The sequence below is a fragment of the Vibrio sp. sp1 genome (genome assembly GCF_016920955.1).
Taxonomy (GTDB): domain Bacteria; phylum Pseudomonadota; class Gammaproteobacteria; order Enterobacterales; family Vibrionaceae; genus Vibrio; species Vibrio alginolyticus.
In genome coordinates this window covers 1,154,978-1,177,390 of the sequence record NZ_CP060589.1, presented here as the reverse complement: position 1 = coordinate 1,177,390, position 22,413 = coordinate 1,154,978, and the positions used below count along the sequence as shown (strand labels likewise).

The following is a 22,413-nucleotide window of genomic DNA, read 5'->3' as shown; positions in this document are numbered from 1 at the left end:
ACCGTATGAGAGCCTAAAAAAGGGGCCTGAGTGGCCCCCTTCGGATTCGTTATTACTCGTAACGTTTTGCTTTGTAAGTAGGATGCATGAAGTTTTCTACTGACAAGATTTCATCAAGCTCCTCTGCTGTAAGCAGACCGCGCTCTAGCACGACTTCACGAACACTCTTACCAGTTTCTGCACAAATCTTACCTACGATGTCACCTTCGTGGTGGCCGATGTATGGGTTTAGGTAAGTGACGATACCGATAGAGTTGTAAACGTAGTTTTCGCAAACTTCTTTGTTCACTGTGATGCCGTCGATACATTTATCACGTAAGTTCACACACGCGTTGTGTAGTAGAGAGATAGACTCAAACACGCTTTGTGCGATAACTGGTTCCATTACGTTTAGCTGTAGCTGACCGCCTTCTGCTGCGAAAGAAACCGTGTTGTCGTTACCGAGAACTTTGAAGCAAACTTGGTTTACTACTTCTGGGATAACTGGGTTTACTTTAGCTGGCATGATTGAAGAGCCTGCTTGCATTTCAGGTAGGTTCAATTCATTTAGACCCGCACGAGGACCAGAAGAAAGTAGACGAAGGTCGTTACAGATCTTCGATAATTTCACTGCTAGGCGTTTTAGCGCGCCGTGAGTCATTACGTATGCACCACAGTCAGACGTTGCTTCGATAAGGTCTTCTGCTGCAACAACGTCAAGGCCTGTTACTTCCGCTAGGTGTTTTACTGCAAGCGCTTGGTAGCCAGTTGGTGTATTTAGACCAGTACCGATTGCGGTTGCGCCTAGGTTGATTTCTAGGAGGAGTTTAGATGTGTAATCTAGAGCACGAATCTCTTCGTTTAGTGTTACCGCCCACGCATGGAACTCTTGACCGACTGTCATTGGTACTGCGTCTTGAAGCTGAGTACGGCCCATTTTCAGTACATCTTTAAACTCAACGGCTTTAAGTTCGAATGCGCCTTTTAGGTACTCAATTGCTTCCATTAGCTTGTGTACGCTGTTGTATACCGCAATACGGAAACCTGTTGGGTACGCACAGTTGGTTGATTGGCTCTTGTTTACATGGTCATTTGGGTTAACAAATTCGTATTGGCCTTTCTCTTTACCCATCAACTCAAGCGCAACGTTTGCGATCACTTCGTTCGTGTTCATGTTAACTGAAGTGCCTGCACCGCCTTGGAATACGTCTGATGGGAACTGATCCATACACTTGCCAGTTTCTAGGATCAAATCACACGCTTCGATGATGTAGTTTGCAACGTCTTTTGGAATAGCGCCAAGTTCTTTGTTTGCTAACGCTGCTGCTTTTTTGGTCATTACCATGCCGCGTACAAATTCTGGTACGTCAGAGATGGTCATATTAGAGATGTTGAAGTTCTCGATCGCACGTAGCGTATGAATACCGTAGTACGCATCTGCAGGGACATGACGTTGACCTAATAGATCTTCTTCAATACGAGTGGCTGGGTTTGCTGTTTTTGGAGCATCAGATAGGGTAGCCATAGCAGGATCCTTAGATGATAATTCTGATAATAAAGTTATTTATTAGCCATTTCTGCAATCTAGAATCCATTCATCAGAATTTTTGGCTGGAAAATCCGTCCTGACTTATGTGGCACATGATACTGCACCTAGCGCATAAAAATAGTAACTAGATCACCTTTTTCGTTTTTCATGAGTCAATAATTTGCAAAGTATGAACGGGTTATTAATAACCCTTTATGGGTACTCGATTTTCCTCGACAAACATGAGTTTTTAGAGTTCGAAATTAGCACTTTAAAAGCACGAAAAAATCGGTATGCAATTGAATGAAACGCGCTCCCGCTACTTTGTCTAAAAGAGAAGGAGACCAGTATGAACACGCTTTTTTACAACGATTCGTTTGAGCTTAGTCTGCTTTTACCATTACACTGAATTAAACAAAGGAGGGCGTGTGTTTCCTATCTTATTATTAGCGTTTATTTTTGTTCCGATCATTGAAATCGGCTTATTTATTCAGGTGGGCGGCTTTTTAGGTTTATGGCCGACCATTGCACTAGTCTTAATCACGGCATTTGTCGGTGCATCGTTGGTTCGTAGCCAAGGTATCCAAACACTGATGTCAGTACAGGGGCGTCTTGAACAAGGTGAAATTCCAGCCCAGCAAATTTTTGAAGGCGTAATGCTTGCGGTGGCTGGCGTGCTACTGTTAACCCCAGGCTTTATGACCGATGCCCTTGGTATGTTGGTGTTGCTTCCTGCGCCACGCGCCGCGATAGCTAAATACTTGATGAGCAAAATGGTGGTGAAAACCATGCATGGCGGTGGCTTCCAAGGTGGTTTCTCTAACCAGGGGCCATTTGAGCAAGACCCGTTCCGTCGTGACCCATTTGATTCCCAGTCAGATAATGGCAATACCTTCGAAGGGGAATACGAGCGTAAAGACGATGATGATCGCAACAAGCTCAACTGATTGAGTTAGTCAGTAAAGAAAACAAAAGGGCGCACCAAGCGCCCTTTTCTGTATTTGGAATTCGTGCTGCTTACAATGCGCCTTCAAAGCCCATTTGACGCCATGCTTCAAAAGCAATGATCGCAACGGCATTCGAAAGGTTTAGGCTGCGCGCATCTGGCATCATTGGAATGCGAATACGCTGCTCCATTGGCAAGCTATCGATGATTTCAGCAGGCAAACCACGAGTTTCTGGACCAAACATCAAAACATCACCCGTTTGGTATTGTGCATCAACGTGGTGACCTGTGGTTTTGGTGGTGCAGGCAAACAATCGGTAGTTATCTTGCTTCTCTTTCTCTAAATATTCTAAGAACGCTTGATAGTTTTTATGACGCGTTACGCGAGCTAAATCATGGTAATCCAAACCAGCGCGGCGGACTTTTTTCTCTTCAAGATCGAAACCCAGAGGTTCAATTAAGTGAAGGTTTGCACCGCAGTTGGCGCATAGTCGAATGATGTTGCCGGTGTTCGGCGCGATTTCTGGTTCGTATAAAGCGATATCAAACATGGTATTGAAATAGAGTTGGTCAAAGAGAGGGGCAGTATATACCCAAGTCACCGAGATATGCGAGATTCAGCAAGATTGACCTGGGTATGAAAGCAGGCATTAGCGCGGATGTTAATACCGTAAGTAGTGATGCTCTTTATAAGAGAGCGTGAGCATAGTTTTCTTCAACTGCTCGCCAGTTGACGACGTTCCACCACGCATCAATATATTCTGGGCGACGGTTTTGGTAGCTGATGTAATACGCGTGCTCCCACACGTCTAATGCGAGGATTGGTTCACCGCGCACATCCACTACATCCATCAGAGGGTTGTCTTGATTACTGGTGGACGTAATGTGAATCTCACCATCTTTTACGATCAGCCATGCAAAGCCAGACCCAAAGGTATTGATGGCAGCTTGGGCAAACGCCTCTTTAAATTGCGCAAAGCTACCAAATTTATCGTTAATTGCTTGAGCAAGCGCGCCTTGAGGCTCTCCGCCACCGTTTGGTGACATGCAATTCCAATAAATGATGTGGTTGTAATAGCCGCCACCATTATTACGTACTGCTGGACTGAGCTTAGAGATATTGTCAAAGATCTCGTCTAATGACTGAGTTTCGAGCTCGCTCCCTTCAACGGCATTTACAAACTTATCAAAGTACGTCTTGTGGTGTTTGCTGTAATGCACTTCCATGGTTTTCGCGTCGATGTACGGCTCTAGTGAATCGTACGGGTAAGGCAGAGCGGGAAATGTATGTGACATAGTAAATCCTCCTTAATTGGAAAATTCACTTTAATGCTAACGATAATTATTATCAACTTTGATCTTTGTAAGGGTATTCTAAGAAGCCTCACCAATTTCTAAAGTGAGGGTGGGGCTGTTAATCACTCACTCTAGAAATATGGTGCGAATTATTGTTAGTTCATCAAATTGAGACTAACAATTGATCGGTAAGGTGATACTCATACGCAATCCGCCTAAAGGACTTCGGCTGGCTGCGATCGTGCCACTGTGCTGGCGAATGGCACTTTCGGTAATGGTTAGGCCGAGACCTGTGCCGCCAGAGTGGCGATCGCGTGCCGTGGAAACGCGATAGAACGGGCGAAAAATCGCGGCCAGTTCCTCTTCTGGTACACCTTCTCCATTATCGTCAACCGTGATACGAAGCGTATCGTCATCGGCTTTGATGTCGATTTGTACCTCATCTTTTCCGTAGTAAATGGCGTTACGAACGATATTTTCCACCGCACTCATCAGCAGTTTAGGGTTACCGGAAATATTGCGCTTAGGTAATTCTGAATAGTGTAGCTGTTTGCCCATTTGCTCTGCTTCAAACTGCGCATCTTTAATGATTTCTTCCCATAAACTTTCTAGTGGCTGTGTTTCGCGAGTCATATGACTGTTCGCCTGCATGCGAGAAAGCTCTAATAGTTCGCTGATCATCTGTTCCAAGCGCTGCGCTTCGGTATCGATACGAGTCAGTTCTGGGCTTTCGCCTTGTTTACGCGTCGCTAATGCGCTTGCCATGCGCAGACGAGTTAAAGGTGAGCGCAGCTCGTGAGAGATATCGGATAGCAAACGTTGTTGTCCTGAAATCATTTGATTAACCGCTTCGACCATCTGGTTGAAGCTGCTGCCTGCTTGACGAAATTCCGCCGTACCTTTTTCTAAATTTGGGTCTGTGACAAATTCACCTTTCGCTACACGTTGAGCAGCGGCTTCAAGACGACGTGCAGGCTGACTCAAAGCCCAAGCAAGCCATAACAGCAATGGTGTACTAACCAACATGACCGCAAGCAAGAGCTGGAATGGGTGATCAAACAGACGCAGGAGTAGAGGTGGTGGCTCATTCCATTTGAAGCCCACGTACATCAAGATATCGGAACCTGCCAAAGTAATAGGAATTGGGCCCGCAATCATGTATCGACCATACAGCTTCTGCTTTGGATTATTGTAATCTTCGATACTGGTGACAAAGTTTTGCATGGCACGCAATTGAAAATTGCTGCGTTTTTCTGTCGTAAGAACATTACCGCTGTAGTCAGAAAAAAAGACTCGTGGGCGAGGGTCGTGCTTGCCGTGACGGTTGCCCTCGATACGAAAAAGTATGCGGCCTAAATCTGTTTGCTGGCTGTATTTTTGTTGGATTGAGTCACGCGTTTCTACCATACGTTTGTAGTGTTCTTCTGGAATATCGCGAGCTTTGCGTGGGTCCAAATGTGGCAGTGATAGCACGGCTATCAATACTAATAACATGGTGAACCAAAAAATGGCAAAGATGCGTCCATACAGGCTATTGATGTTTGGCAGTTTGATGCGTGATAGGCGCATTAATCCTCCTCAAGCAGCATGTAGCCACGACCACGCAGGGTTTTGATTCGCGGCTTGCCATTGCTTTGATCTGGTAATTTTTTACGTAAGTTCGAGACATGCATATCGATAGCGCGATCAAAAGCAGCGAGTCGTTTACCAAGCACATCTAAGCTCAGTGTCTCTTTGGTCAGCACTTGTCCTGGGTTTTGTACGAAGTGGGTGAGTAGCGCAAACTCGGTTGCTGTGAGATCGAGTAACTGTTGCTCACAATACGCTTCTTGCTTACCGGGATAGAGGCGGATTTCTTGATACTCAATGCAATCGCTGTTTTTGGTATTTTTTTGTGTGCTGCTAGTGCGGCGTAAAATCGCGCGGATTCGCGCTAACAGCTCTCGGTCACTAAAAGGTTTTGGTAAATAATCATCCGCGCCCAGTTCCAAGCCGATCACGCGATCAATTTCTTCCCCTTTAGCGGTCAGCATCAAGACGGGAGTTTCCCAATTTTCACGTAAGCGTTTCAGCGTTTCCATGCCATTGAGTTTTGGCATCATGACATCCAACAAAATCAAATCAATCTTATCATTGATCGCGGCTAAGCCGGCTTCACCGTCATTTGCTTCGCTGACGTCAAACCCTTCGAAACTGAGTACTTCTTTTAATAAGCTGGTTAGCTCGATATCGTCATCGATTAAAAGAATGTTTGCCATGGGGGCACCTATAGTAAGTTACCGATAGCCTAATATTACATTGGAATGATGCGCAACGAAGAGGAGAAAAATCACTCTTTACGATTCTTTACGCTCCCTATACGTCGCTTTACCTAGCGGGTCGTATTCTATACTCAAGCGCTGTGAGAACAGCTCAGAAGAACCACTCACCTGTGTAAGGAATCGTATTATGAAGTCTGCAAAAAAACTTGTGTTAGCTGCTGTTGTTCTACCTCTTACTCTTGGCGCCGCAAGCGCATTCGCTTACGGTGGTAAAAACCATCATAAAGGTCCTCGTGACGAATGCGGCATGGGTATGGACCGAGGTGTCATGCGTCAACTAGACCTGACTGATGCACAAAAAGATCAGCTAAAAGAAATGCGTGAAGCAAACAAAGTGGAAATGAAAGCAAAATTCGCTGATGGCAAAGAAGCACGTATGGCTGAGCGTCAAGCGCATCATGCAAAAGTGCAATCGCTTTTGCTGGCGGATAATTTTGATGAAGCTCAAGCTACCGAATTAGCAAAAGAGATGGTTGAGCGCCAAACGGAACGTCGCGTGCAAATGCTAGAAAGAAAGCACCAAATGCTTAGCGTATTAACACCTGAGCAGAAAGCGAAATTTGTTGAGCTACAAAATGAACGTATGCAAGAGTGTGGCGACAGAATGCACAAGCGCATGGAAAAGTCGCGCAATAATTAAGTCATGAATTGATGTTATATAAAGAGGCAGCCATTGGTTGCCTCTTTTTGATCTGGTTATTTCATGGTCATTCAATATACTCAACGTATGGTTTTAGTTAACTCTTTGATTATGAAACAGCAATACGCACGTTTAGTTACGACCGCCGCTTGGACTGCAACCATTGTGGCGACGCTTCTTCTAATAGTAAAAGTCATCACGTGGTGGGTAACCGGTTCAGTGAGCTTATTGGCGTCATTGATTGACTCCATGTTAGATATCGCGGCTTCGGTTGTGAATCTTGTGGTGGTTCGTTACGCCTTACAACCTGCAGACCGCGAACATACTTTTGGGCATGGTAAAGCTGAGTCCTTAGCGGCCCTAGCCCAAGCAATGTTTATTTCGGGCTCGGCAGTATTTTTGATTCTTAACGGGATTGACCGATTTTTCCGCCCGCATGCTTTACACGCACCGGAGTTAGGTGTGTATGTATCGCTGTTTGCGATTGTGGTCACACTTGGCTTGGTGATGTTCCAAAAACATGTGGTTCGCGTGACGGGGAGCCAAGCAATAGCGGCGGATTCTCTGCATTATCAGACTGACTTGTATATGAATGCTGCGATCATGGTTGCTCTGGGGCTCAGTTATTTTGGAGTGACTCAAGCGGATGCTGTGTTTGCGATTGGTATTGGTGTCTTCATTCTTTATAGCGCTTTCAAAATGGTCAGCGAAGCGATTCAAACCTTACTTGATAGAAAGTTGCCCGATGAAGAACTTGAGCAAATTAACCAAGCTTGTTTGAGCGTAAAAGGGGTATTGGGCGTGCATCAGTTACGCACGCGAATGTCCGGACCGACGCGCTTTATACAGTTGCATTTAGAGCTAGACGATAACTTACGATTAATTGAGGCGCATTACATCGCTGATAAAGTGGAAGATAATTTATTGGCTCTTTTTCCTGATGCGGACGTATTGATCCATCAAGATCCATTGTCTGTCGTTTTCGGACCAGAGAAAGAGCAGAAAGCACAAGATTGGTCGGCTTGAAAAATCCATCAGTGCCCGACGACAAACAGGTACTTATTGACTATCTTTCCATCAATACTTATTAAGATTCGTGATCCTGATATGAATCAACAAAGTTTCATAGAGAAACTGTAATACTCTTACATAAGTAGAAAAGTTACATAAAAAAGTGCGTTTTCATTGGTAATCCTGTAGAGGAAATGTAACATAACGCACAGTTCTGGATTATGCAGGTTGCTTGGTAACAAGGGGCCTAAAAGAAAATTAAATAATTGATTGCCAAAGATCGAGGGTGAGCATGATTAAGAAGATCGGTGTTTTAACAAGTGGCGGTGACGCACCTGGTATGAACGCTGCGATACGCGGCGTAGTACGTACAGCACTATCCGAAGGATTGGAAGTATTCGGTGTGTACGACGGCTACCTAGGCCTATACGAAGGCCGCATCGAGAAGCTAGATCGTTCTAGCGTTTCAGATGTGATCAACAAAGGTGGTACGTTCCTAGGTTCTGCACGTTTCCCTGAATTTAAACAAGTGGAAGTTCGTGAAAAAGCGATTGAGAACCTGAAAAAACATGGTATCGATGCACTAGTGGTAATCGGTGGTGATGGTTCGTACATGGGTGCGAAGAAACTGACTGAAATGGGTTACCCATGTATCGGTCTTCCGGGCACAATCGACAACGATATCGCAGGTACGGATTACACTGTGGGCTACCTAAGTGCACTAAACACCGTTATCGATGCAATCGACCGTCTACGTGATACTTCTTCATCTCACCAACGCATTTCAATTGTAGAAATCATGGGCCGTCACTGTGGTGATTTGACTCTGATGTCTGCAATTGCGGGCGGTTGTGAATACATCATCACTCCGGAAACTGGTCTAGACAAAGACAAGCTGATCAGCAACATCCAAGATGGTATCGCTAAAGGTAAGAAACACGCGATCATCGCGCTTACTGAGCTAATGATGGATGCTAATGAACTAGCACGTGACATCGAAGCCGCGACAGGTCGTGAAACTCGTGCAACAGTACTTGGTCACATCCAACGTGGTGGTCGTCCAACTGCATTTGACCGCGTACTAGCATCTCGTATGGGTAACTACGCTGTTCACCTATTGATCGAAGGTCATGGTGGTCGTTGTGTAGGTATCGTGAAAGAGCAACTTGTTCACCACGATATCATCGACGCAATCGAAAACATGAAGCGTCCAGTACGCAACGATCTATACAAAGTTGCTGAAGAGTTGTTCTAAGCAAGCTTGAAATAGATAAACAAAACCGCGGCTTTCCGCGGTTTTTTTGTATTTGATAATCAACAAAAAGAAACTAGTGATAGACGAGTGTTAAGACACGCTGCTCTGCTCTATGAGCGTTAATTTGCGCTCGCGCAGCGCAAACAAGTAGCCCAGTAGCCCACCCAACGTATTCCCAACCGCGATACCGATAAACAAGCCTTCAATGCTGTAGATTTGGCTCCCGACCCACGCCGATGGCAAGGTAAAAATGAACAGCCGCATAAAGCTCCACTGGAATGCACGCAATGGCTTGTGCATCGCATTCAAACCACTGACTAACATCATCACGATGCCTTGGAAGCCATAACTAAATGGCACCACCAGTAAATAATGCCAAAGCAGGTTTTTCACCGCATCTTCCTGAGAAAACAGCGCAGCCAGAGGAATGCTCAGCGGTACCATCATCAAGAAGATAAACCCTTGGAATACCACTGCAAAACGCATGCTAATAAATAAACCGGAAAAGGCTCGTTGCGGTTGTTTGGCTCCTAAATTTTGTGCCATAAACGGTGTGAGGGCAGAGGTCAGCGACATCAATACTAAAATCAATATAGACTCAATACGCTGCGCTGCGCCGTAAGCAGCAACCGCCGCTGTACCGTGGTTGGATAACAGCATCATCAGAATGGCACCGGACAACGGATTCATCGCGTTTGATAGCGCTGCAGGGGTACCAATTTTTAGTGTCTGTTGCCAGTCTTGTTTCAGCAAAGCCCATTGGGGTTGAGCAAGCAATTTTTCCCGTTTAATTAGCACATAGAATGAGCCACACAAAGCACCTAACCAGCTAAAGGCACTTGCTATGGCTGCGCCTTGAATGCCAAGTTCCGGAAAAGGGCCATAACCGAAAATCAACAATGGATCGAGCATGCCATTAATCAAACCAGCCAACATCATGACTTTTGCTGGTGTTTTTGTGTCGCCAGTAGCTCGGATAGCACTGTTGCCCGCCATTGGGATCACTAGCAGAGGAATGGTGAGATACCAGACCTGCATATACTGCTCAATAAGAGGGATGAGATCATCAGACGCACCAAGAAAACGAAACAATGGCGCAATGGTGGTAAAGCCAATAGAAGACGCGATAGCCACAAGTAACACGGCTAATAACAAACCGTGGGTGGTGAACCGAGCAGCTTGTGGTGCATGACCTTGCCCAAGCAAGCGACCAATATTGGTCGATAGTCCCATCCCAATCCCCATCGTAATGCAGTTAACCGCAAAGGTGACAGGGAAGGTATAGCTGATAGCTGCTAGCGCTTGAGTGCCAAGCAACGAGATAAAAAACGTGTCCACCAAGTTAAACATCAAAATTGCGATCATGCCCATGGTCATGGGTACGGTCATTTTCCGCAGCGTTTCAGGAATGGGTGCGGTCAACAAACCATGCTTATCGGTCGCTTGGGGTTCCAGCTTGTTATTTTCCTGCATGTGTGACAACTATCTGGTGAGCAAACTGCAAGGATACAAGAAAGCGAGATGTCGAGCGAGTGAGCATTTCTAACGCAAACCGTTGCCTAGTTGTTCGTTATTTTAACTAAGTCACAAAAATTTTGTGCCACCCCCTTGGGATCGCTGCTTCGACCCCTTATATAGGGATCACGTGTCTGGGGCTACAGTCCCTAAGGACAATTATCAAATAAACATGGAAATTTTCAGGAGAGACGACCGATGAACATTCGTCCATTACATGACCGAGTTATCGTTGAACGTAAAGAAGTTGAATCTAAGTCTGCTGGTGGCATCGTTCTGACTGGTTCTGCTGCAGAAAAATCGACTCGCGGTGTTGTTCTAGCTGTGGGTAAAGGCCGCATCCTAGAAAACGGCACCGTACTGCCACTAGACGTTAAAGTCGGTGATACCGTTATCTTCGCTGAAGGTTACGGTACAAAAACTGAAAAAATCGACGGTAAAGAAGTGCTTGTCATGTCTGAAAACGACATCATGGCGATCGTTGAATAATAGCAATCATTGAGTAATTTTTTGCTCAGATTCAATTACGAAATTACACACAAAGAATTTTAGAAAGGAAATCAAAGATGGCTGCTAAAGACGTTAAATTTGGTAATGACGCACGAGTTAAAATGCTGGAAGGTGTAAACGTTCTGGCTGACGCAGTAAAAGTAACACTGGGTCCTAAAGGACGTAATGTCGTTCTAGACAAATCTTTTGGTGCACCAACTATCACTAAAGATGGTGTATCAGTAGCGCGTGAAATCGAGCTGGAAGATAAATTCCAGAACATGGGCGCACAAATGGTTAAAGAAGTTGCGTCTAAAGCAAACGACGCAGCGGGTGACGGTACAACAACAGCAACGGTACTAGCGCAATCTATCGTTAACGAAGGTCTAAAAGCAGTCGCGGCGGGCATGAACCCAATGGATCTTAAGCGTGGTATCGACAAAGCTGTTGCTGCGGCAGTTGAGCAACTAAAAGAGCTTTCTGTTGAATGTAACGACACAAAAGCGATCGCGCAGGTTGGTACTATCTCTGCAAACTCAGACGCAAGCGTAGGTAATATCATTGCAGAAGCAATGGAGCGTGTGGGTCGTGATGGCGTTATCACGGTTGAAGAAGGTCAGGCGCTACAAGACGAGTTAGACGTAGTAGAAGGTATGCAGTTCGACCGCGGTTACCTGTCTCCTTACTTCATCAACAACCAAGAATCAGGCAGTGTTGATCTAGAAAACCCATTCATTCTTCTAGTAGACAAGAAGATCTCAAACATTCGTGAGCTTCTTCCAACGCTAGAAGCTGTCGCGAAAGCATCTCGTCCACTGCTTATCATTGCAGAAGATGTAGAAGGCGAAGCGCTAGCAACATTGGTTGTGAACAACATGCGTGGCATCGTAAAAGTTGCAGCTGTGAAAGCACCTGGTTTCGGTGACCGCCGTAAAGCAATGCTACAAGACATCGCTATCCTAACTGGCGGTACTGTGATTTCTGAAGAGATCGGTCTAGAGCTAGAAAAAGTTGCACTAGAAGATCTAGGTCAAGCGAAGCGTGTTTCTATCACGAAAGAAAACACGACTATCATCGATGGTATCGGTGAAGAAGAGATGATCTCTGGCCGTGTTGCTCAGATTCGTCAACAAATCGAAGACGCAACTTCAGACTACGACAAAGAGAAACTACAAGAGCGCGTAGCTAAACTGGCTGGCGGTGTTGCAGTAATCAAAGTTGGTGCTGCGACTGAAGTTGAAATGAAAGAGAAGAAAGACCGTGTAGAAGATGCGCTAGCCGCAACTCGCGCAGCGGTTGAAGAAGGTGTTGTTGCTGGTGGTGGTGTTGCACTTATCCGCGCGGCATCTAAGATTGCTCACCTAACGGGTGACAACGAAGAACAAAACGTTGGTATCCGCGTTGCACTACGTGCAATGGAAGCGCCAATCCGTCAAATCACGAAGAACGCAGGTGAGGAAGACTCAGTTGTTGCGAACAACGTGAAAGCGGGTGAAGGTAGCTACGGCTACAACGCGGCAACAGGCGAATACGGCGACATGCTAGAAATGGGTATCCTAGATCCAACTAAAGTTACTCGTTCTGCACTACAATTCGCAGCATCGGTTGCAGGTCTGATGATCACAACTGAAGCGATGGTTACTGACCTACCGCAAAAAGACGCGCCAGCGATGCCTGACATGGGCGGCATGGGTGGCATGGGCGGTATGGGCGGCATGATGTAAGCCAGCTTATCTCATCGCTCTAGGGAAACCTTATAGCGGAAAGATAACCGACCAAACCCTTAAAAGTCGAGGCAGATGCCTCGACTTTTTTATGCGTGTCCCCTGAGAAACATGACGTTCTGGTGTGGCTTATCATGAAATTTTTGAGCGTAAAAAGCGCCATTTCAGAAGCAAAAAATCGAAGAGAAATATTTTTTCTTTTGAGTCAGATGGTTAAATCTGACCTATTGCTAACACTTTTTGAACGGGGACAGAGCAAAATCTGAACATTACACTATGTTGTAAATTGTTGCTTCCCATCATGGAGATGAAAATGAAAAAGCTTATGACGTCATTGGCGGTTGCAGCCGCTATCGCATCACCTGTTGCTTTTGCCGACAGTACACCTGTGATGTTCTCTACTATCGATAACACAAACGCACCCTCTAATTCTTCAGTAGGTGGCGTTCGTTTAGCTGTGTTGCATGGGCAGGTAAATGAGGTTAAAGGTGTCGACTTTTCACTGCTTGGTATGTCAGAAACGGATCGTACGACAGGTGTGAACTTCGGTCTGTTTTTTGGCGCAGCAAAAGTAAATCAAGAAATGAAAGGCGCGTCTTTAGGCTTAGTTAACTGGAACCAAGGTCAGACGACGGGTGTTAACTTGGGTGCTGTTAACATTACGAACAACGTAAAAGGCTTGAACTGGAGCGCGGTGAACTATTCTGAAGGCTACACCATGGCGGATGTGGGCTTAGCGAGTATCTCTAAGAAGTCTAATTTCCAGTTTGGTTTCTTCAACATGACCGATCAAATCGATGGTGTGCAAATTGGTCTTTTGAACTGTGCGGATAACGGTTTCTTCAAGTGTTTCCCACTCATCAACTTTGCTAAGTAATCCCTGAGAAAGTCAGAATCTTTATATACAGAAAGCCCTCGATGTTCGTCGAGGGCTCTTTAATTGCTGATGAGATGAAGCGAGTTTCTCGGAGCGTTAACTATTTAATTAATCGTGATGAAGTTTTGCGTTGTTGAATTCTTTGATGAACACCGCGGCGTAATGCTTTGATGTGGTTTTCTGCTTTATCCACACCTAACAACACGGTTAATGTCAGGAGAGTAATAACCACCGACTGCGTTAAATAACCCAAACCTATCATCAAACCTAAACCTGCTAGCACCCATATTACAGCCGCGGATGTTACGCCATGGATTTTTCCATCAAGTGTCATCATAACGCCAGCGCCTAAGAAGCCGACGCCAGTAATGATCTGACCAAGCACTCGTGCTTGATCAAGTGTATTTGGCGATAACGACACTGCCATCGACATAAACAGGTAGGTGCCTGAAATAATTAATATTGCTGTGCGAATGCCAACCGGTTTACCACGAGTTTGACGCTCTATACCGATCATGAGCCCATTAATGGCGCAGCATAGTAGGGCAGGCCAACTGAATGGGCCAAGATCGAAAATTTGTTCGAATGCTGTATGCATCTTGACCTCCAAAAGTGCGGAGTATGCATAGACTTACCGTGCAAAGCGAACAAAAATAATCAATCTAGACGACAAATTTAATTGAGCGTCAGAGCTTACTCTAAATGCAAATCCAACGGCGTTTTACTTGGCCTGCCACCAATTTCTCGTGTGAGTTTTGGTACCAGATAACCCGATACACGCGTGATGAGTCCGCGCATAATAGCTTTCGCTTCTTCGTCCGAAATAAAGTAGTGCGCTGCGCCTTGCACCTTATCAAGAACGTGGAGGTAATAAGGCAAGATGCCCGCGTCAAATAAGGCCTCACTTAACGCCACTTGAGCTTCTACCGAATCATTCACGCCTTTCAGCAGAACGCCTTGGTTTAGAAGCGTAACGCCCGCTCTTTTGAGCTTGAACATCTGTTCAGCAAATTCGTCATTGATTTCGTTGGCATGGTTGATGTGAGTGACGAGGATGATTTGTAACCTTGATGCTTGCAGCAGTTGGCATAGTTCATCAGTGACTCGAGCAGGAATCACCACAGGTAAACGGCTATGAATACGCAGACGTTTGATGTGAGGAATATGAGCAATGTGCTCTAAAAGCCAATGAATCTCATCGTCTTTTGCCATTAATGGATCACCACCTGAGAAGATGACTTCGTTCAACTCTGGTTGTTGTGCCATGTACTCTAAGCACTTGGTCCAGGCTTGTTTCCCGCTTTTGTTCTCTTGATAAGGGAAGTGACGACGAAAACAGTAACGGCAATTTACCGCGCAGCCACCTTTGACAATCATCAGGGCGCGGTTGCGATACTTGTGTAGCAGGCCAGGGACTTCATTGTCCTGCTCTTCCAATGGATCATTGGAGTAACCCGGATGCACCTCAAATTCGTCGCTCAGTGGTAAAACCTGACGTAAAAGAGGGTCTTTAGGGTTGCCTTTCTCCATCCTATCGACAAAACTTTGCGGTACACGCTGTGCAAACAGCTTGCGCGCGGCAAACCCGTCTTGCCACGGTGAAGGATCAATTTCCAGTATTTCGAGCAATTTTGCAGGATCAGAGATCCCATTCGCCAACTGTTTGAGCCAGTTTTGCTCAACAGATTCGACTTTTCGGGTTATTATGTGCGGCATTGAATTTAGCTCTAAGAATGTAAGAGGAAAAAATGGCTACAGTTAGCACCAATGAATTTAAAGGCGGTCTTAAGTTAATGCTTGATAACGAGCCTTGTGTAATTCTGGAAAACGAATACGTTAAACCAGGTAAAGGCCAAGCGTTCAACCGTGTTAAAATTCGTAAACTTCTTTCTGGTAAAGTGCTAGAGAAAACATTCAAGTCTGGTGACACTTGTGAAGTGGCAGACGTAATGGATATCGACCTAGATTATCTATATTCAGACGGCGAATTCTACCACTTTATGAACAGTGAAACGTTTGAACAGATCGCAGCGGATGCAAAAGCGGTAGGTGAAAACGCTAAGTGGTTGGTAGAAAACAACACTTGTATGATCACTCTTTGGAACGGTAACCCAATTACTGTTACTCCACCAAACTTCGTTGAGCTAGAAGTTGTAGACACAGACCCAGGCCTGAAAGGTGATACTCAAGGTACTGGCGGTAAACCAGCGACGCTATCAACTGGCGCTGTTGTTCGTGTTCCTCTGTTCATCTCAATTGGTGAAGTGATTCGCGTAGATACTCGTACTGCTGAATACGTAGGTCGTGTGAAGTAAGCACTTTATATGATTGTTAGAAAGGTCGCTTCGGCGGCCTTTTTTATTGCCTGTGATTCTTCTCTTTTAATCCCTCTGCGTAAAACATCGATATCCTCCGCAAATTTTTGATGATTTTGTATTATTCGTAAAAATCTTATTTATTCCATGAATCTGTCGATTATTCCTTAATGTAACATTTTGATACATTAGTACTTGTCGCTGAGTTGCATAGCAATCTGATTTTTATCGATTTAACTCAGTAACAATCCAAAAAGGAGAACAAAATGGAAAGCAGAGGTTTAGGAAGGGGTTTAAAGGTGGAAGAAAGACGTCAGTTACTACATAAAGGATTAAAAGCAGCCGTATTTGGCGTACCGCTGTTGGCAATAGGCTTAACGATTAATAGCTCGGTGCTGATGACCGATGCGGGTTACAGCTACGTGCATCAGAATAATATTACTGGTGAGTTGGATGTGTTTACTGAACCTGGCATTCATTTTCGCATGCCATTTCTGTCCAAAATCACCAAGTATGACCAAGTGATCACCGTGTCATTCGGTAACAGCAAGGGCGAAGATTTTTATCAACGCCTTGATGCGATTCAGGTTCGATTTGCCGACACCTATATTGGTCAGATCCCCGTAACATTCCGCTTTAAGCTCAGTAATGACCCTGAAGCGGTGAAGAAGATGCACAAAGAGTTCCGCAACAACAGTAACTTGATCGATGCGCTGCTTGTAAAGAACGCACGTAACGTAACGGTGATTACCGCAACCCAATACACGGGTGAAGAGTTTTTCCAAGGTGGTTTGAACCAATTCAAATCGAAACTTGGCGATCAGTTACGAGAGGGGATTTATCTAACAGAGCGACGTCAGGTTGAAGTGGAAGAGTTGGATCTTGCGCCTGTTGGGGCGAATCAAGCCAATCCGAACCAATTACAGCGCACCAATCAACTGGTTTGGAAAACCGTACCTGTCGTAGACAAAACCGGGCAACCGATTCGTCAAGACAATCCGTTACAACAATACGGTATTCAAGTGACGCAGGTGACCATTGGTGACCCACAGCCCGAAAAGCAATTAGATCAGCTATTGGCAGATAAAAAGCGTTTAGTGGCGGATCGTATTCGCGCGATTCAGGAACAAGAAACGTCGAAAGCACAGGCAGAGACCGAGCAGTTACGCAAAGAGATTCAACGAACACGTGAGGTGCAAGACGCCCAGCGTGGTAAAGAACTCGCAATTATTGCTCAGCAAAAAGAAGTGGAAGTTGCACGTCAGATTGCAGAGCGTGAAATCGTTGAAGTGGAAAAAACCAAACGACTTGCTGAAGTAGAGAAGGAGAAAGAGCTAGCTATCGCAGAGGCTAACTTAGCGATTCAAAAAGCGAACGCACTTTCTGCTGAGTTTGAAGCGAAAGCGATATTAGCGAAAGGTCGCGCAGAATCTGAAGTCCTAAAAGGTAAGTATGCAGCGTTAGGAGCAAACCGTGAAGTTTACTTGGCAGAATTGAATCGAGACGTAGCGAACTCGCTGTACAACAATTTGCAAAACTTCCAAGTTCAGATGCCACAAAATTACATTGGTGGAAGTGACGAAACGGGCTTGAAAACAAACCTAGATGTGATTACTGGCTTTGGTGCTCTGGGTCTTATGGACCAGACAAAGAAGGTCGCACAGCAATAAGATCATGGGTGGTCAAAAGCTTAAAAAGCAAAAAGATCATGGGTAACCCAAAGCAATAAAAAAGCTGGCATTTAGCCAGCTTTTTCTTTTTTGGTCAGTCTCTTAAATCATGAAGATAAAGATAACTGCTAGTGCAGTGATGAGGCCTGCAAATGCATAGCATGCAATTTTACCAATCACACCAGTGTGGAATTTAAGGTCGTGCATGCCGTGGTGTACACGGTGCATTGCATGCCACATTGGCAATGCTAGCGTGCCAATGATGAATAGCGCACCGATGATGCTGGTTGCGAATGCAGAGACACGCTCGTAGCTCATCGCTTCTGCATCAATCACGCCTAGTGGGACCAAGATGCCCAGCACCAATACCGTGATTGGCGTGATCATCGCGAACCAAGTACCACCTGCGCCAAACAGACCCCACCAGATTGGCTCATCAGAACGTTTTGGTGATGTGTTTACACTATAATTCGGTTTCATTGCTCAGCTCCTTACACCACGATGAGAACGATCAGTGAGATAAACGCAACAGCGGCCCACTGAGTCAATACGATGATCTTCTTGTCCACTGGTTTGCCTTTCAAACGAATTGGCATTACTTGTGGCATCATGCTGAAGAAAGTTTGAGCGTGGAATAGGCTACCGAGTAGTGCAACGATGTTGATTGCGACTACGATTGGGTTCGCCATGAATGCTAACCAACCTTGCCATGCTTCAGGACCTTTCACCAAGCAACCTAAACCGAAAGTTAGGAACAGAGTGAATAGGATTAACGGAAGCACCGTAGCTTCACGTAGCATGTAGAAGCGGTAGAAAGGATGGTTCTTCCACCAAGTGCGTTTTACTTCACGAACGTAAGGTTTACGATTGCTCATCCTTATGCCTCCACTTTCTTTGGTGAACCATCAGGTTTCAACATAGCAATCACGAAGTCCATAGAAGACTCCACTTTGCCTTGGTTTACTGCCGCTGCTGGGTCAACGTTCTTCGGACAAACTTCAGAACAGTAACCAACAAACGTACAACCCCAAGCACCGTTTTCACCGTTGATAAGCTTCATGCGCTCATCTTTACCGTTGTCACGGCTGTCTAGGTTGTAGCGGTGGGCTAGCGTTAGTGCAGCAGGACCGATGAACTCTGGGTTAAGACCAAACTGAGGACATGCTGCATAGCACAGACCACAGTTGATACAGCCAGCGAATTGCTTGTATTTCGCCATCTGTTCTGGCGTTTGCAAGTTCGTACCGTCTTCTGGTTTACGATCGTTACCAATGATGTATGGTTTGATTGCTTCTAGGCGCTCGATGAATGGCGTCATATCAACAATCAAGTCTTTCTCGATTGGGAAGTTCGCTAGAGGCTCGATAGTCACACCGTCTGGGTAGTCACGTAGGAAGCTCTTACAAGCAAGTTTCGGTACGTTGTTCACCATGATGCCGCAAGAACCACAGATCGCCATACGGCAAGACCAACGGTAAGACAGATCTTTGTCTAGGTGGTCTTTGATGTAACCAAGTGCGTCAAGTACAGACATGGTTTCATCGAATGGGACTTCGAATGTTTGCTTGTATGGTTCTGCATCTTTCTCTGGGTCGTAACGCAGGATGTCTACTTTTTGAATGCGATTTGCTGACATTATGCTTGCTCCTCTGCGTTCTTCTCTTCAGCCGCTGCTTTTTCTGCTGCTTCACCGTATAGACGAGCTTTTGGCTGTGACTTAGTGATGGTCACATTGCTGTAATCGATACTTGGTGCTGACTCTGGCTTGTAGAAAGCAAGTGAGTGTTTTAGGAAATTCACGTCATCACGTTCTGTACAACCGTCGTCTAGACGTTGGTGCGCGCCGCGCGACTCTTTACGTAGAATCGCAGAGTGAACCATCGCTTCTGCGACTTCTAGGCCGTAACCCACTTCGATTGCGTATAGAAGGTCTGTGTTGAACACTTTACCTTTGTCTTTGATGCTGATGCGTTTGTAGCGTTCTTTCAACTCAGTGATTTTGTCGATAGTCGCTTGCATCAAATCTTCTTGGCGGTATATACCACAGCCCGCTTCCATGGTGTGGCCCATTTCTGTGCGTATTTCTGCCCAGTTTTCGTCGCCTTCTTGGTTCATCAGTTTCGCGATGCGCTCTTCAACGGCTTTGACTTGCGCGTCAATTGCCGCGTCGTTCCAGCCTTTGAATTCTGCTGCGCGTTTCACTGCATTTTCACCCGCTACGCGGCCAAATACCACGAACTCAGCCAGTGAGTTAGAACCTAGACGGTTTGCACCGTGAAGACCAACAGACGCACATTCACCCACCGCGAATAGGCCTTTAATGCGAGTTTCACAACCGCCGTCCGTTTCAATACCACCCATGGTGTAGTGAACGGTTGGACGAATTGGAATTGGCTCTTTTGCAGGGTCCACGTTTACGTAAGCTTTTGCTAGCTCACAGATGAACGGTAGACGCTCTTGTAGGTACTCTTCACCAAGATGGCGAAGGTCTAGGTGCACCACGTCACCCAGTGGGTGTTTGATGGTGTTGCCTTTCTGTTGTTCGTGCCAGAAAGCTTGAGAAACTTTGTCACGAGGACCCAGTTCCATGTATTTGTTCTTCGGTTGGCCAACTGGAGTTTCAGGGCCCATGCCGTAATCTTGTAGGTAACGATAGCCGTTCTTGTTAACGATGATACCGCCTTCACCACGACAACCTTCCGTCATCAGGATACCTGTGCCTGGAAGACCGGTTGGGTGGTATTGAACGAATTCCATATCACGTAGAGGAACGCCGTGACGGTAAGCCATTGCCATACCATCGCCCGTTACGATACCACCGTTGGTGTTACAGTGGTAAACACGGCCCGCGCCACCTGTTGCTAGAACAACCGATTTTGCTTTGATAGTAACAAGCTCGCCTTCAGACATGTGAATAGCAATCAGACCTTGAACTTCGCCTTCATCAACAAGCAGATCCACCACAAAGTACTCATCAAAACGTTTGATGTTGCTGTACTTCATTGATGTCTGGAATAGCGTATGAAGCATGTGGAAGCCAGTTTTGTCTGCAGCGAACCAAGTACGTTCAACCTTCATACCACCAAAGCGGCGTACGTTGACTTCACCGTTCTCTTTACGACTCCATGGGCAACCCCATTGCTCCATTTGGATCATTTCGCGAGTCGCGTTCTCTACAAAGTATTCAACAACATCCTGTTCACATAGCCAGTCACCACCGCCAACAGTGTCGTTGAAGTGGTTGTCTAAGCTATCTTCATCCTTGATAACTGCTGCTGAGCCACCCTCTGCAGCGACCGTGTGGGAGCGCATTGGATAAACTTTAGAAATCAGAGCGACTTCTAAGTCTGGGTTTGCTTCAGCCGCTGCAATAGCAGTACGAAGACCAGCGCCGCCTGCGCCGATGACTGCGATATCTGTGGTGATAATTTGCACAGTTATCCTCCAGTGTGTGATTGCGGAAATCCGCTTGTTATTGTCATTACGAGGCGCTCTTTAAAAAGAACTCCCCAAAAGTAGTAGGGTTAGTGTAGATGAGCCACATGGCAGAAAAATTGATGTAATTGGGTTTTTGCTTCGGTAATGCACTTAAGGGCATAGAATTTATAGGTTATGTGACTGCTATCACGGCATCGAGGTTTTGGCCCTCAAGCATTCACATTAGGGATGTTAAACCTGTGTTGCGTGACATTAACCGCATGGATAATAGGTTTTTAACTGAGTGTTTTTTGTGCTGCGGCACGAGTAATGCTTGCCTCAAATTGGCGAGCACATTAGTAAAAAGAAGAAGGGATATTCCTCTCTTCTTGAAGAGTAAAAAGCATGTAGAATGAGGCTTTCCTCGCTGAATTAAAGTTTGAGAGACTTGTTATGCAAACCAACTGGCAACCTACTGCTTCCATTGACCAACTTCGTCAACGTGCGACGTTAATCGCGTCGATTCGACAATTCTTCGCTGACCGACAGGTGATGGAAGTCGATACGCCAGCCATGAGTCACGCAACCGTGACTGACATTCATTTGCATACTTTCCAAACCGAGTTTGTTGGCCCAGGCTATGCCGATGGCAGTAAGCTGTTTTTTATGACCAGCCCAGAGTTCCATATGAAGCGCCTTTTGGCTGCGGGCAGCGGTTGTATTTATCAAATCAACAAAGCATTTCGTAATGAAGAGAATGGTCGCTACCACAACCCTGAATTCACGATGTTGGAGTGGTATCGCGTTGGCTTTGACCATCATAAATTGATGGATGAAATGGATGACCTGTTGCAGCTGGTATTGAAGTGTGGCGCAGCGCAGCGCATGACGTATCAGCAAGCCTTCATTGATGTGTTGGGTGTGTGTCCACTGGAAGGCTCGATGACTGAGCTGAAAGCGGCGGCAAGCAAGCTGGGTTTGAGTGACATTGCTGAGCCTGAAGAAGATCGCGATACGCTGCTGCAACTACTATTTAGCGTGGGAGTAGAAAACAAAATTGGTCAGGACGTGCCAGCTTTTGTGTACGACTTCCCTGCATCACAGGCGGCGCTTGCGAAAATCAATCCTCAAGATCATCACGTCGCGGATCGTTTTGAAGTGTACTTTAAGGGGATAGAGCTGGCGAACGGATTTCATGAACTGGATAACCCGAAAGAGCAATTAGCGCGCTTTGAACAAGATAACGCAAAGCGTATCGAAATGGGTTTAAAACCACAGCCGATCGATTATCATCTGATCTCTGCACTGGAAGCAGGGTTGCCAGATTGTGCAGGGGTCGCGTTGGGTATTGATCGTTTGATCATGCTGGCGCTAGGCTGTGACCACATTGATCAAGTGACGGCCTTTCCATTTCCAATTGCATAAGGACG

Annotated in this window: 22 protein-coding genes; 10 read left to right on the top strand and 12 right to left on the bottom strand. The window is 45.8% G+C overall.

The features are described from left to right. Nucleotides 1–52: 52 nt before the first annotated feature. Nucleotides 53–1,504 carry an aspartate ammonia-lyase gene (aspA, locus tag H9L11_RS05570; protein WP_005382379.1) on the bottom strand — a complete coding sequence of 484 codons (1,452 nt, stop codon included), beginning with the start codon at nt 1,502–1,504 and terminating at the stop codon, nt 53–55. 431 nt (nt 1,505–1,935) lie between these two features. Between aspA and H9L11_RS05565 the strand changes: the two genes are divergently transcribed. Continuing rightward, nucleotides 1,936–2,454, top strand: a complete 519-nt coding sequence (locus H9L11_RS05565) for an FxsA family protein (protein ID WP_033907286.1) — start codon at nt 1,936–1,938, stop codon at nt 2,452–2,454. 70 nt (nt 2,455–2,524) lie between these two features. Here H9L11_RS05565 and trmL read toward each other — a convergent pair whose 3' ends face one another. From trmL to H9L11_RS05545, 4 genes are all read right to left on the bottom strand, one after another. Continuing rightward, nucleotides 2,525–3,004 (bottom strand): tRNA (uridine(34)/cytosine(34)/5-carboxymethylaminomethyluridine(34)-2'-O)-methyltransferase TrmL, encoded by a 480-nt coding sequence (gene trmL / locus H9L11_RS05560; RefSeq protein ID WP_205391091.1) that lies wholly within the window; start codon nt 3,002–3,004, stop codon nt 2,525–2,527. A gap of 136 nt (nt 3,005–3,140) precedes the next feature. Further along, nucleotides 3,141–3,749 (bottom strand): superoxide dismutase, encoded by a 609-nt coding sequence (locus H9L11_RS05555; protein WP_005382382.1) that lies wholly within the window; start codon nt 3,747–3,749, stop codon nt 3,141–3,143. A 174-nt stretch (nt 3,750–3,923) separates the two neighbouring features. Beyond that, nucleotides 3,924–5,318, bottom strand: coding sequence for an envelope stress sensor histidine kinase CpxA (cpxA, locus tag H9L11_RS05550; RefSeq protein WP_005382383.1), 1,395 nt, complete (start codon nt 5,316–5,318; stop codon nt 3,924–3,926). Beyond that, entirely contained in the window at nt 5,318–6,007 is a 690-nt protein-coding gene (locus H9L11_RS05545; protein ID WP_005382384.1) for a response regulator, read from the bottom strand. The genes cpxA and H9L11_RS05545 overlap by 1 nt, the downstream gene beginning before the upstream one ends. Nucleotides 6,008–6,197: 190 nt before the next feature. Here H9L11_RS05545 and H9L11_RS05540 point away from each other — a divergent pair, with 190 nt between their 5' ends. The 3 genes from H9L11_RS05540 to pfkA all read left to right on the top strand — a co-directional run bounded on the left by H9L11_RS05540 (nt 6,198) and on the right by pfkA (nt 8,976). Beyond that, nucleotides 6,198–6,710, top strand: coding sequence for a CpxP family protein (locus H9L11_RS05540; protein WP_138940508.1), 513 nt, complete (start codon nt 6,198–6,200; stop codon nt 6,708–6,710). 111 nt (nt 6,711–6,821) lie between these two features. Continuing rightward, nucleotides 6,822–7,736: a CDF family cation-efflux transporter FieF gene (gene fieF, locus H9L11_RS05535; RefSeq protein ID WP_025998696.1), complete on the top strand. Its 915-nt coding sequence runs from the start codon at nt 6,822–6,824 to the stop codon at nt 7,734–7,736. Between the two features lie 277 nt (nt 7,737–8,013). Continuing rightward, on the top strand, nt 8,014–8,976 hold the full coding sequence (gene pfkA, locus H9L11_RS05530) for a 6-phosphofructokinase (RefSeq protein WP_005381521.1): 963 nt from the start codon (nt 8,014–8,016) through the stop codon (nt 8,974–8,976). Nucleotides 8,977–9,066: 90 nt separating this feature from the next. Here pfkA and H9L11_RS05525 read toward each other — a convergent pair whose 3' ends face one another. Further along, entirely contained in the window at nt 9,067–10,449 is a 1,383-nt protein-coding gene (locus H9L11_RS05525; RefSeq protein WP_017635565.1) for an MATE family efflux transporter, read from the bottom strand. 240 nt (nt 10,450–10,689) lie between these two features. Here H9L11_RS05525 and H9L11_RS05520 point away from each other — a divergent pair, with 240 nt between their 5' ends. The 3 genes from H9L11_RS05520 (at nt 10,690) to H9L11_RS05510 (ending at nt 13,581) form a co-directional block, all read left to right on the top strand. Then, on the top strand, nt 10,690–10,980 hold the full coding sequence (locus H9L11_RS05520; RefSeq protein WP_005381516.1) for a co-chaperone GroES: 291 nt from the start codon (nt 10,690–10,692) through the stop codon (nt 10,978–10,980). A gap of 77 nt (nt 10,981–11,057) precedes the next feature. Then, on the top strand, nt 11,058–12,704 hold the full coding sequence (groL, locus tag H9L11_RS05515; RefSeq protein WP_005381509.1) for a chaperonin GroEL: 1,647 nt from the start codon (nt 11,058–11,060) through the stop codon (nt 12,702–12,704). 313 nt (nt 12,705–13,017) lie between these two features. Continuing rightward, complete coding sequence (locus H9L11_RS05510) at nt 13,018–13,581, top strand: hypothetical protein (RefSeq protein ID WP_005381507.1); 564 nt, start codon at nt 13,018–13,020, stop codon at nt 13,579–13,581. Between the two features lie 100 nt (nt 13,582–13,681). Here H9L11_RS05510 and H9L11_RS05505 read toward each other — a convergent pair whose 3' ends face one another. Both H9L11_RS05505 and epmB read right to left on the bottom strand, forming a co-directional pair. Then, on the bottom strand, nt 13,682–14,179 hold the full coding sequence (locus H9L11_RS05505; protein ID WP_005381504.1) for an MgtC/SapB family protein: 498 nt from the start codon (nt 14,177–14,179) through the stop codon (nt 13,682–13,684). Between the two features lie 95 nt (nt 14,180–14,274). Next, nucleotides 14,275–15,297 carry an EF-P beta-lysylation protein EpmB gene (epmB, locus tag H9L11_RS05500; protein ID WP_005381502.1) on the bottom strand — a complete coding sequence of 341 codons (1,023 nt, stop codon included), beginning with the start codon at nt 15,295–15,297 and terminating at the stop codon, nt 14,275–14,277. Nucleotides 15,298–15,329: 32 nt separating this feature from the next. On the opposite strand from epmB, the gene efp reads away from it, so the two are divergent. Both efp and H9L11_RS05490 read left to right on the top strand, forming a co-directional pair. Further along, nucleotides 15,330–15,896, top strand: coding sequence for an elongation factor P (gene efp / locus H9L11_RS05495; protein WP_005381500.1), 567 nt, complete (start codon nt 15,330–15,332; stop codon nt 15,894–15,896). 266 nt (nt 15,897–16,162) lie between these two features. Beyond that, nucleotides 16,163–17,566 carry an SPFH domain-containing protein gene (locus H9L11_RS05490; protein ID WP_005386397.1) on the top strand — a complete coding sequence of 468 codons (1,404 nt, stop codon included), beginning with the start codon at nt 16,163–16,165 and terminating at the stop codon, nt 17,564–17,566. A gap of 102 nt (nt 17,567–17,668) precedes the next feature. On the opposite strand, the gene frdD is transcribed toward H9L11_RS05490, so the two are convergent. Genes frdD through frdA form a run of 4 tightly spaced genes read right to left on the bottom strand, consistent with a single transcriptional unit; the run spans nt 17,669 to nt 21,001 of the window. Then, nucleotides 17,669–18,046: a fumarate reductase subunit FrdD gene (gene frdD, locus H9L11_RS05485; protein WP_005381493.1), complete on the bottom strand. Its 378-nt coding sequence runs from the start codon at nt 18,044–18,046 to the stop codon at nt 17,669–17,671. Nucleotides 18,047–18,057: 11 nt separating this feature from the next. Next, nucleotides 18,058–18,441, bottom strand: coding sequence for a fumarate reductase subunit FrdC (frdC, locus tag H9L11_RS05480; protein ID WP_005381491.1), 384 nt, complete (start codon nt 18,439–18,441; stop codon nt 18,058–18,060). Between the two features lie 2 nt (nt 18,442–18,443). Next, nucleotides 18,444–19,202: a succinate dehydrogenase/fumarate reductase iron-sulfur subunit gene (locus H9L11_RS05475; protein ID WP_005381489.1), complete on the bottom strand. Its 759-nt coding sequence runs from the start codon at nt 19,200–19,202 to the stop codon at nt 18,444–18,446. Continuing rightward, complete coding sequence (frdA, locus tag H9L11_RS05470; RefSeq protein ID WP_005381487.1) at nt 19,202–21,001, bottom strand: fumarate reductase (quinol) flavoprotein subunit; 1,800 nt, start codon at nt 20,999–21,001, stop codon at nt 19,202–19,204. Before frdA ends, H9L11_RS05475 begins: the two co-directional genes overlap by 1 nt. A 435-nt stretch (nt 21,002–21,436) precedes the next feature. Between frdA and epmA the strand changes: the two genes are divergently transcribed. Beyond that, nucleotides 21,437–22,408, top strand: a complete 972-nt coding sequence (epmA, locus tag H9L11_RS05465) for an elongation factor P--(R)-beta-lysine ligase (protein WP_205391026.1) — start codon at nt 21,437–21,439, stop codon at nt 22,406–22,408. Nucleotides 22,409–22,413: the final 5 nt, after the last annotated feature.

What these genes read in the sequence shown, in the direction of transcription:
- aspA (WP_005382379.1), bottom strand. Translation starts at nt 1,504, where the DNA reads ATGGCTACCCTATCTGATGCTCCAAAAACAGCAAACCCAGCCACTCGT.
- trmL (WP_205391091.1), bottom strand. Translation starts at nt 3,004, where the DNA reads ATGTTTGATATCGCTTTATACGAACCAGAAATCGCGCCGAACACCGGC.
- H9L11_RS05555 (WP_005382382.1), bottom strand. Translation starts at nt 3,749, where the DNA reads ATGTCACATACATTTCCCGCTCTGCCTTACCCGTACGATTCACTAGAG.
- cpxA (WP_005382383.1), bottom strand. Translation starts at nt 5,318, where the DNA reads ATGCGCCTATCACGCATCAAACTGCCAAACATCAATAGCCTGTATGGA.
- H9L11_RS05545 (WP_005382384.1), bottom strand. Translation starts at nt 6,007, where the DNA reads ATGGCAAACATTCTTTTAATCGATGACGATATCGAGCTAACCAGCTTA.
- H9L11_RS05540 (WP_138940508.1), top strand. Translation starts at nt 6,198, where the DNA reads ATGAAGTCTGCAAAAAAACTTGTGTTAGCTGCTGTTGTTCTACCTCTT.
- fieF (WP_025998696.1), top strand. Translation starts at nt 6,822, where the DNA reads ATGAAACAGCAATACGCACGTTTAGTTACGACCGCCGCTTGGACTGCA.
- pfkA (WP_005381521.1), top strand. Translation starts at nt 8,014, where the DNA reads ATGATTAAGAAGATCGGTGTTTTAACAAGTGGCGGTGACGCACCTGGT.
- H9L11_RS05525 (WP_017635565.1), bottom strand. Translation starts at nt 10,449, where the DNA reads ATGCAGGAAAATAACAAGCTGGAACCCCAAGCGACCGATAAGCATGGT.
- H9L11_RS05520 (WP_005381516.1), top strand. Translation starts at nt 10,690, where the DNA reads ATGAACATTCGTCCATTACATGACCGAGTTATCGTTGAACGTAAAGAA.
- groL (WP_005381509.1), top strand. Translation starts at nt 11,058, where the DNA reads ATGGCTGCTAAAGACGTTAAATTTGGTAATGACGCACGAGTTAAAATG.
- H9L11_RS05510 (WP_005381507.1), top strand. Translation starts at nt 13,018, where the DNA reads ATGAAAAAGCTTATGACGTCATTGGCGGTTGCAGCCGCTATCGCATCA.
- H9L11_RS05505 (WP_005381504.1), bottom strand. Translation starts at nt 14,179, where the DNA reads ATGCATACAGCATTCGAACAAATTTTCGATCTTGGCCCATTCAGTTGG.
- epmB (WP_005381502.1), bottom strand. Translation starts at nt 15,297, where the DNA reads ATGCCGCACATAATAACCCGAAAAGTCGAATCTGTTGAGCAAAACTGG.
- efp (WP_005381500.1), top strand. Translation starts at nt 15,330, where the DNA reads ATGGCTACAGTTAGCACCAATGAATTTAAAGGCGGTCTTAAGTTAATG.
- H9L11_RS05490 (WP_005386397.1), top strand. Translation starts at nt 16,163, where the DNA reads ATGGAAAGCAGAGGTTTAGGAAGGGGTTTAAAGGTGGAAGAAAGACGT.
- frdD (WP_005381493.1), bottom strand. Translation starts at nt 18,046, where the DNA reads ATGAAACCGAATTATAGTGTAAACACATCACCAAAACGTTCTGATGAG.
- frdC (WP_005381491.1), bottom strand. Translation starts at nt 18,441, where the DNA reads ATGAGCAATCGTAAACCTTACGTTCGTGAAGTAAAACGCACTTGGTGG.
- H9L11_RS05475 (WP_005381489.1), bottom strand. Translation starts at nt 19,202, where the DNA reads ATGTCAGCAAATCGCATTCAAAAAGTAGACATCCTGCGTTACGACCCA.
- epmA (WP_205391026.1), top strand. Translation starts at nt 21,437, where the DNA reads ATGCAAACCAACTGGCAACCTACTGCTTCCATTGACCAACTTCGTCAA.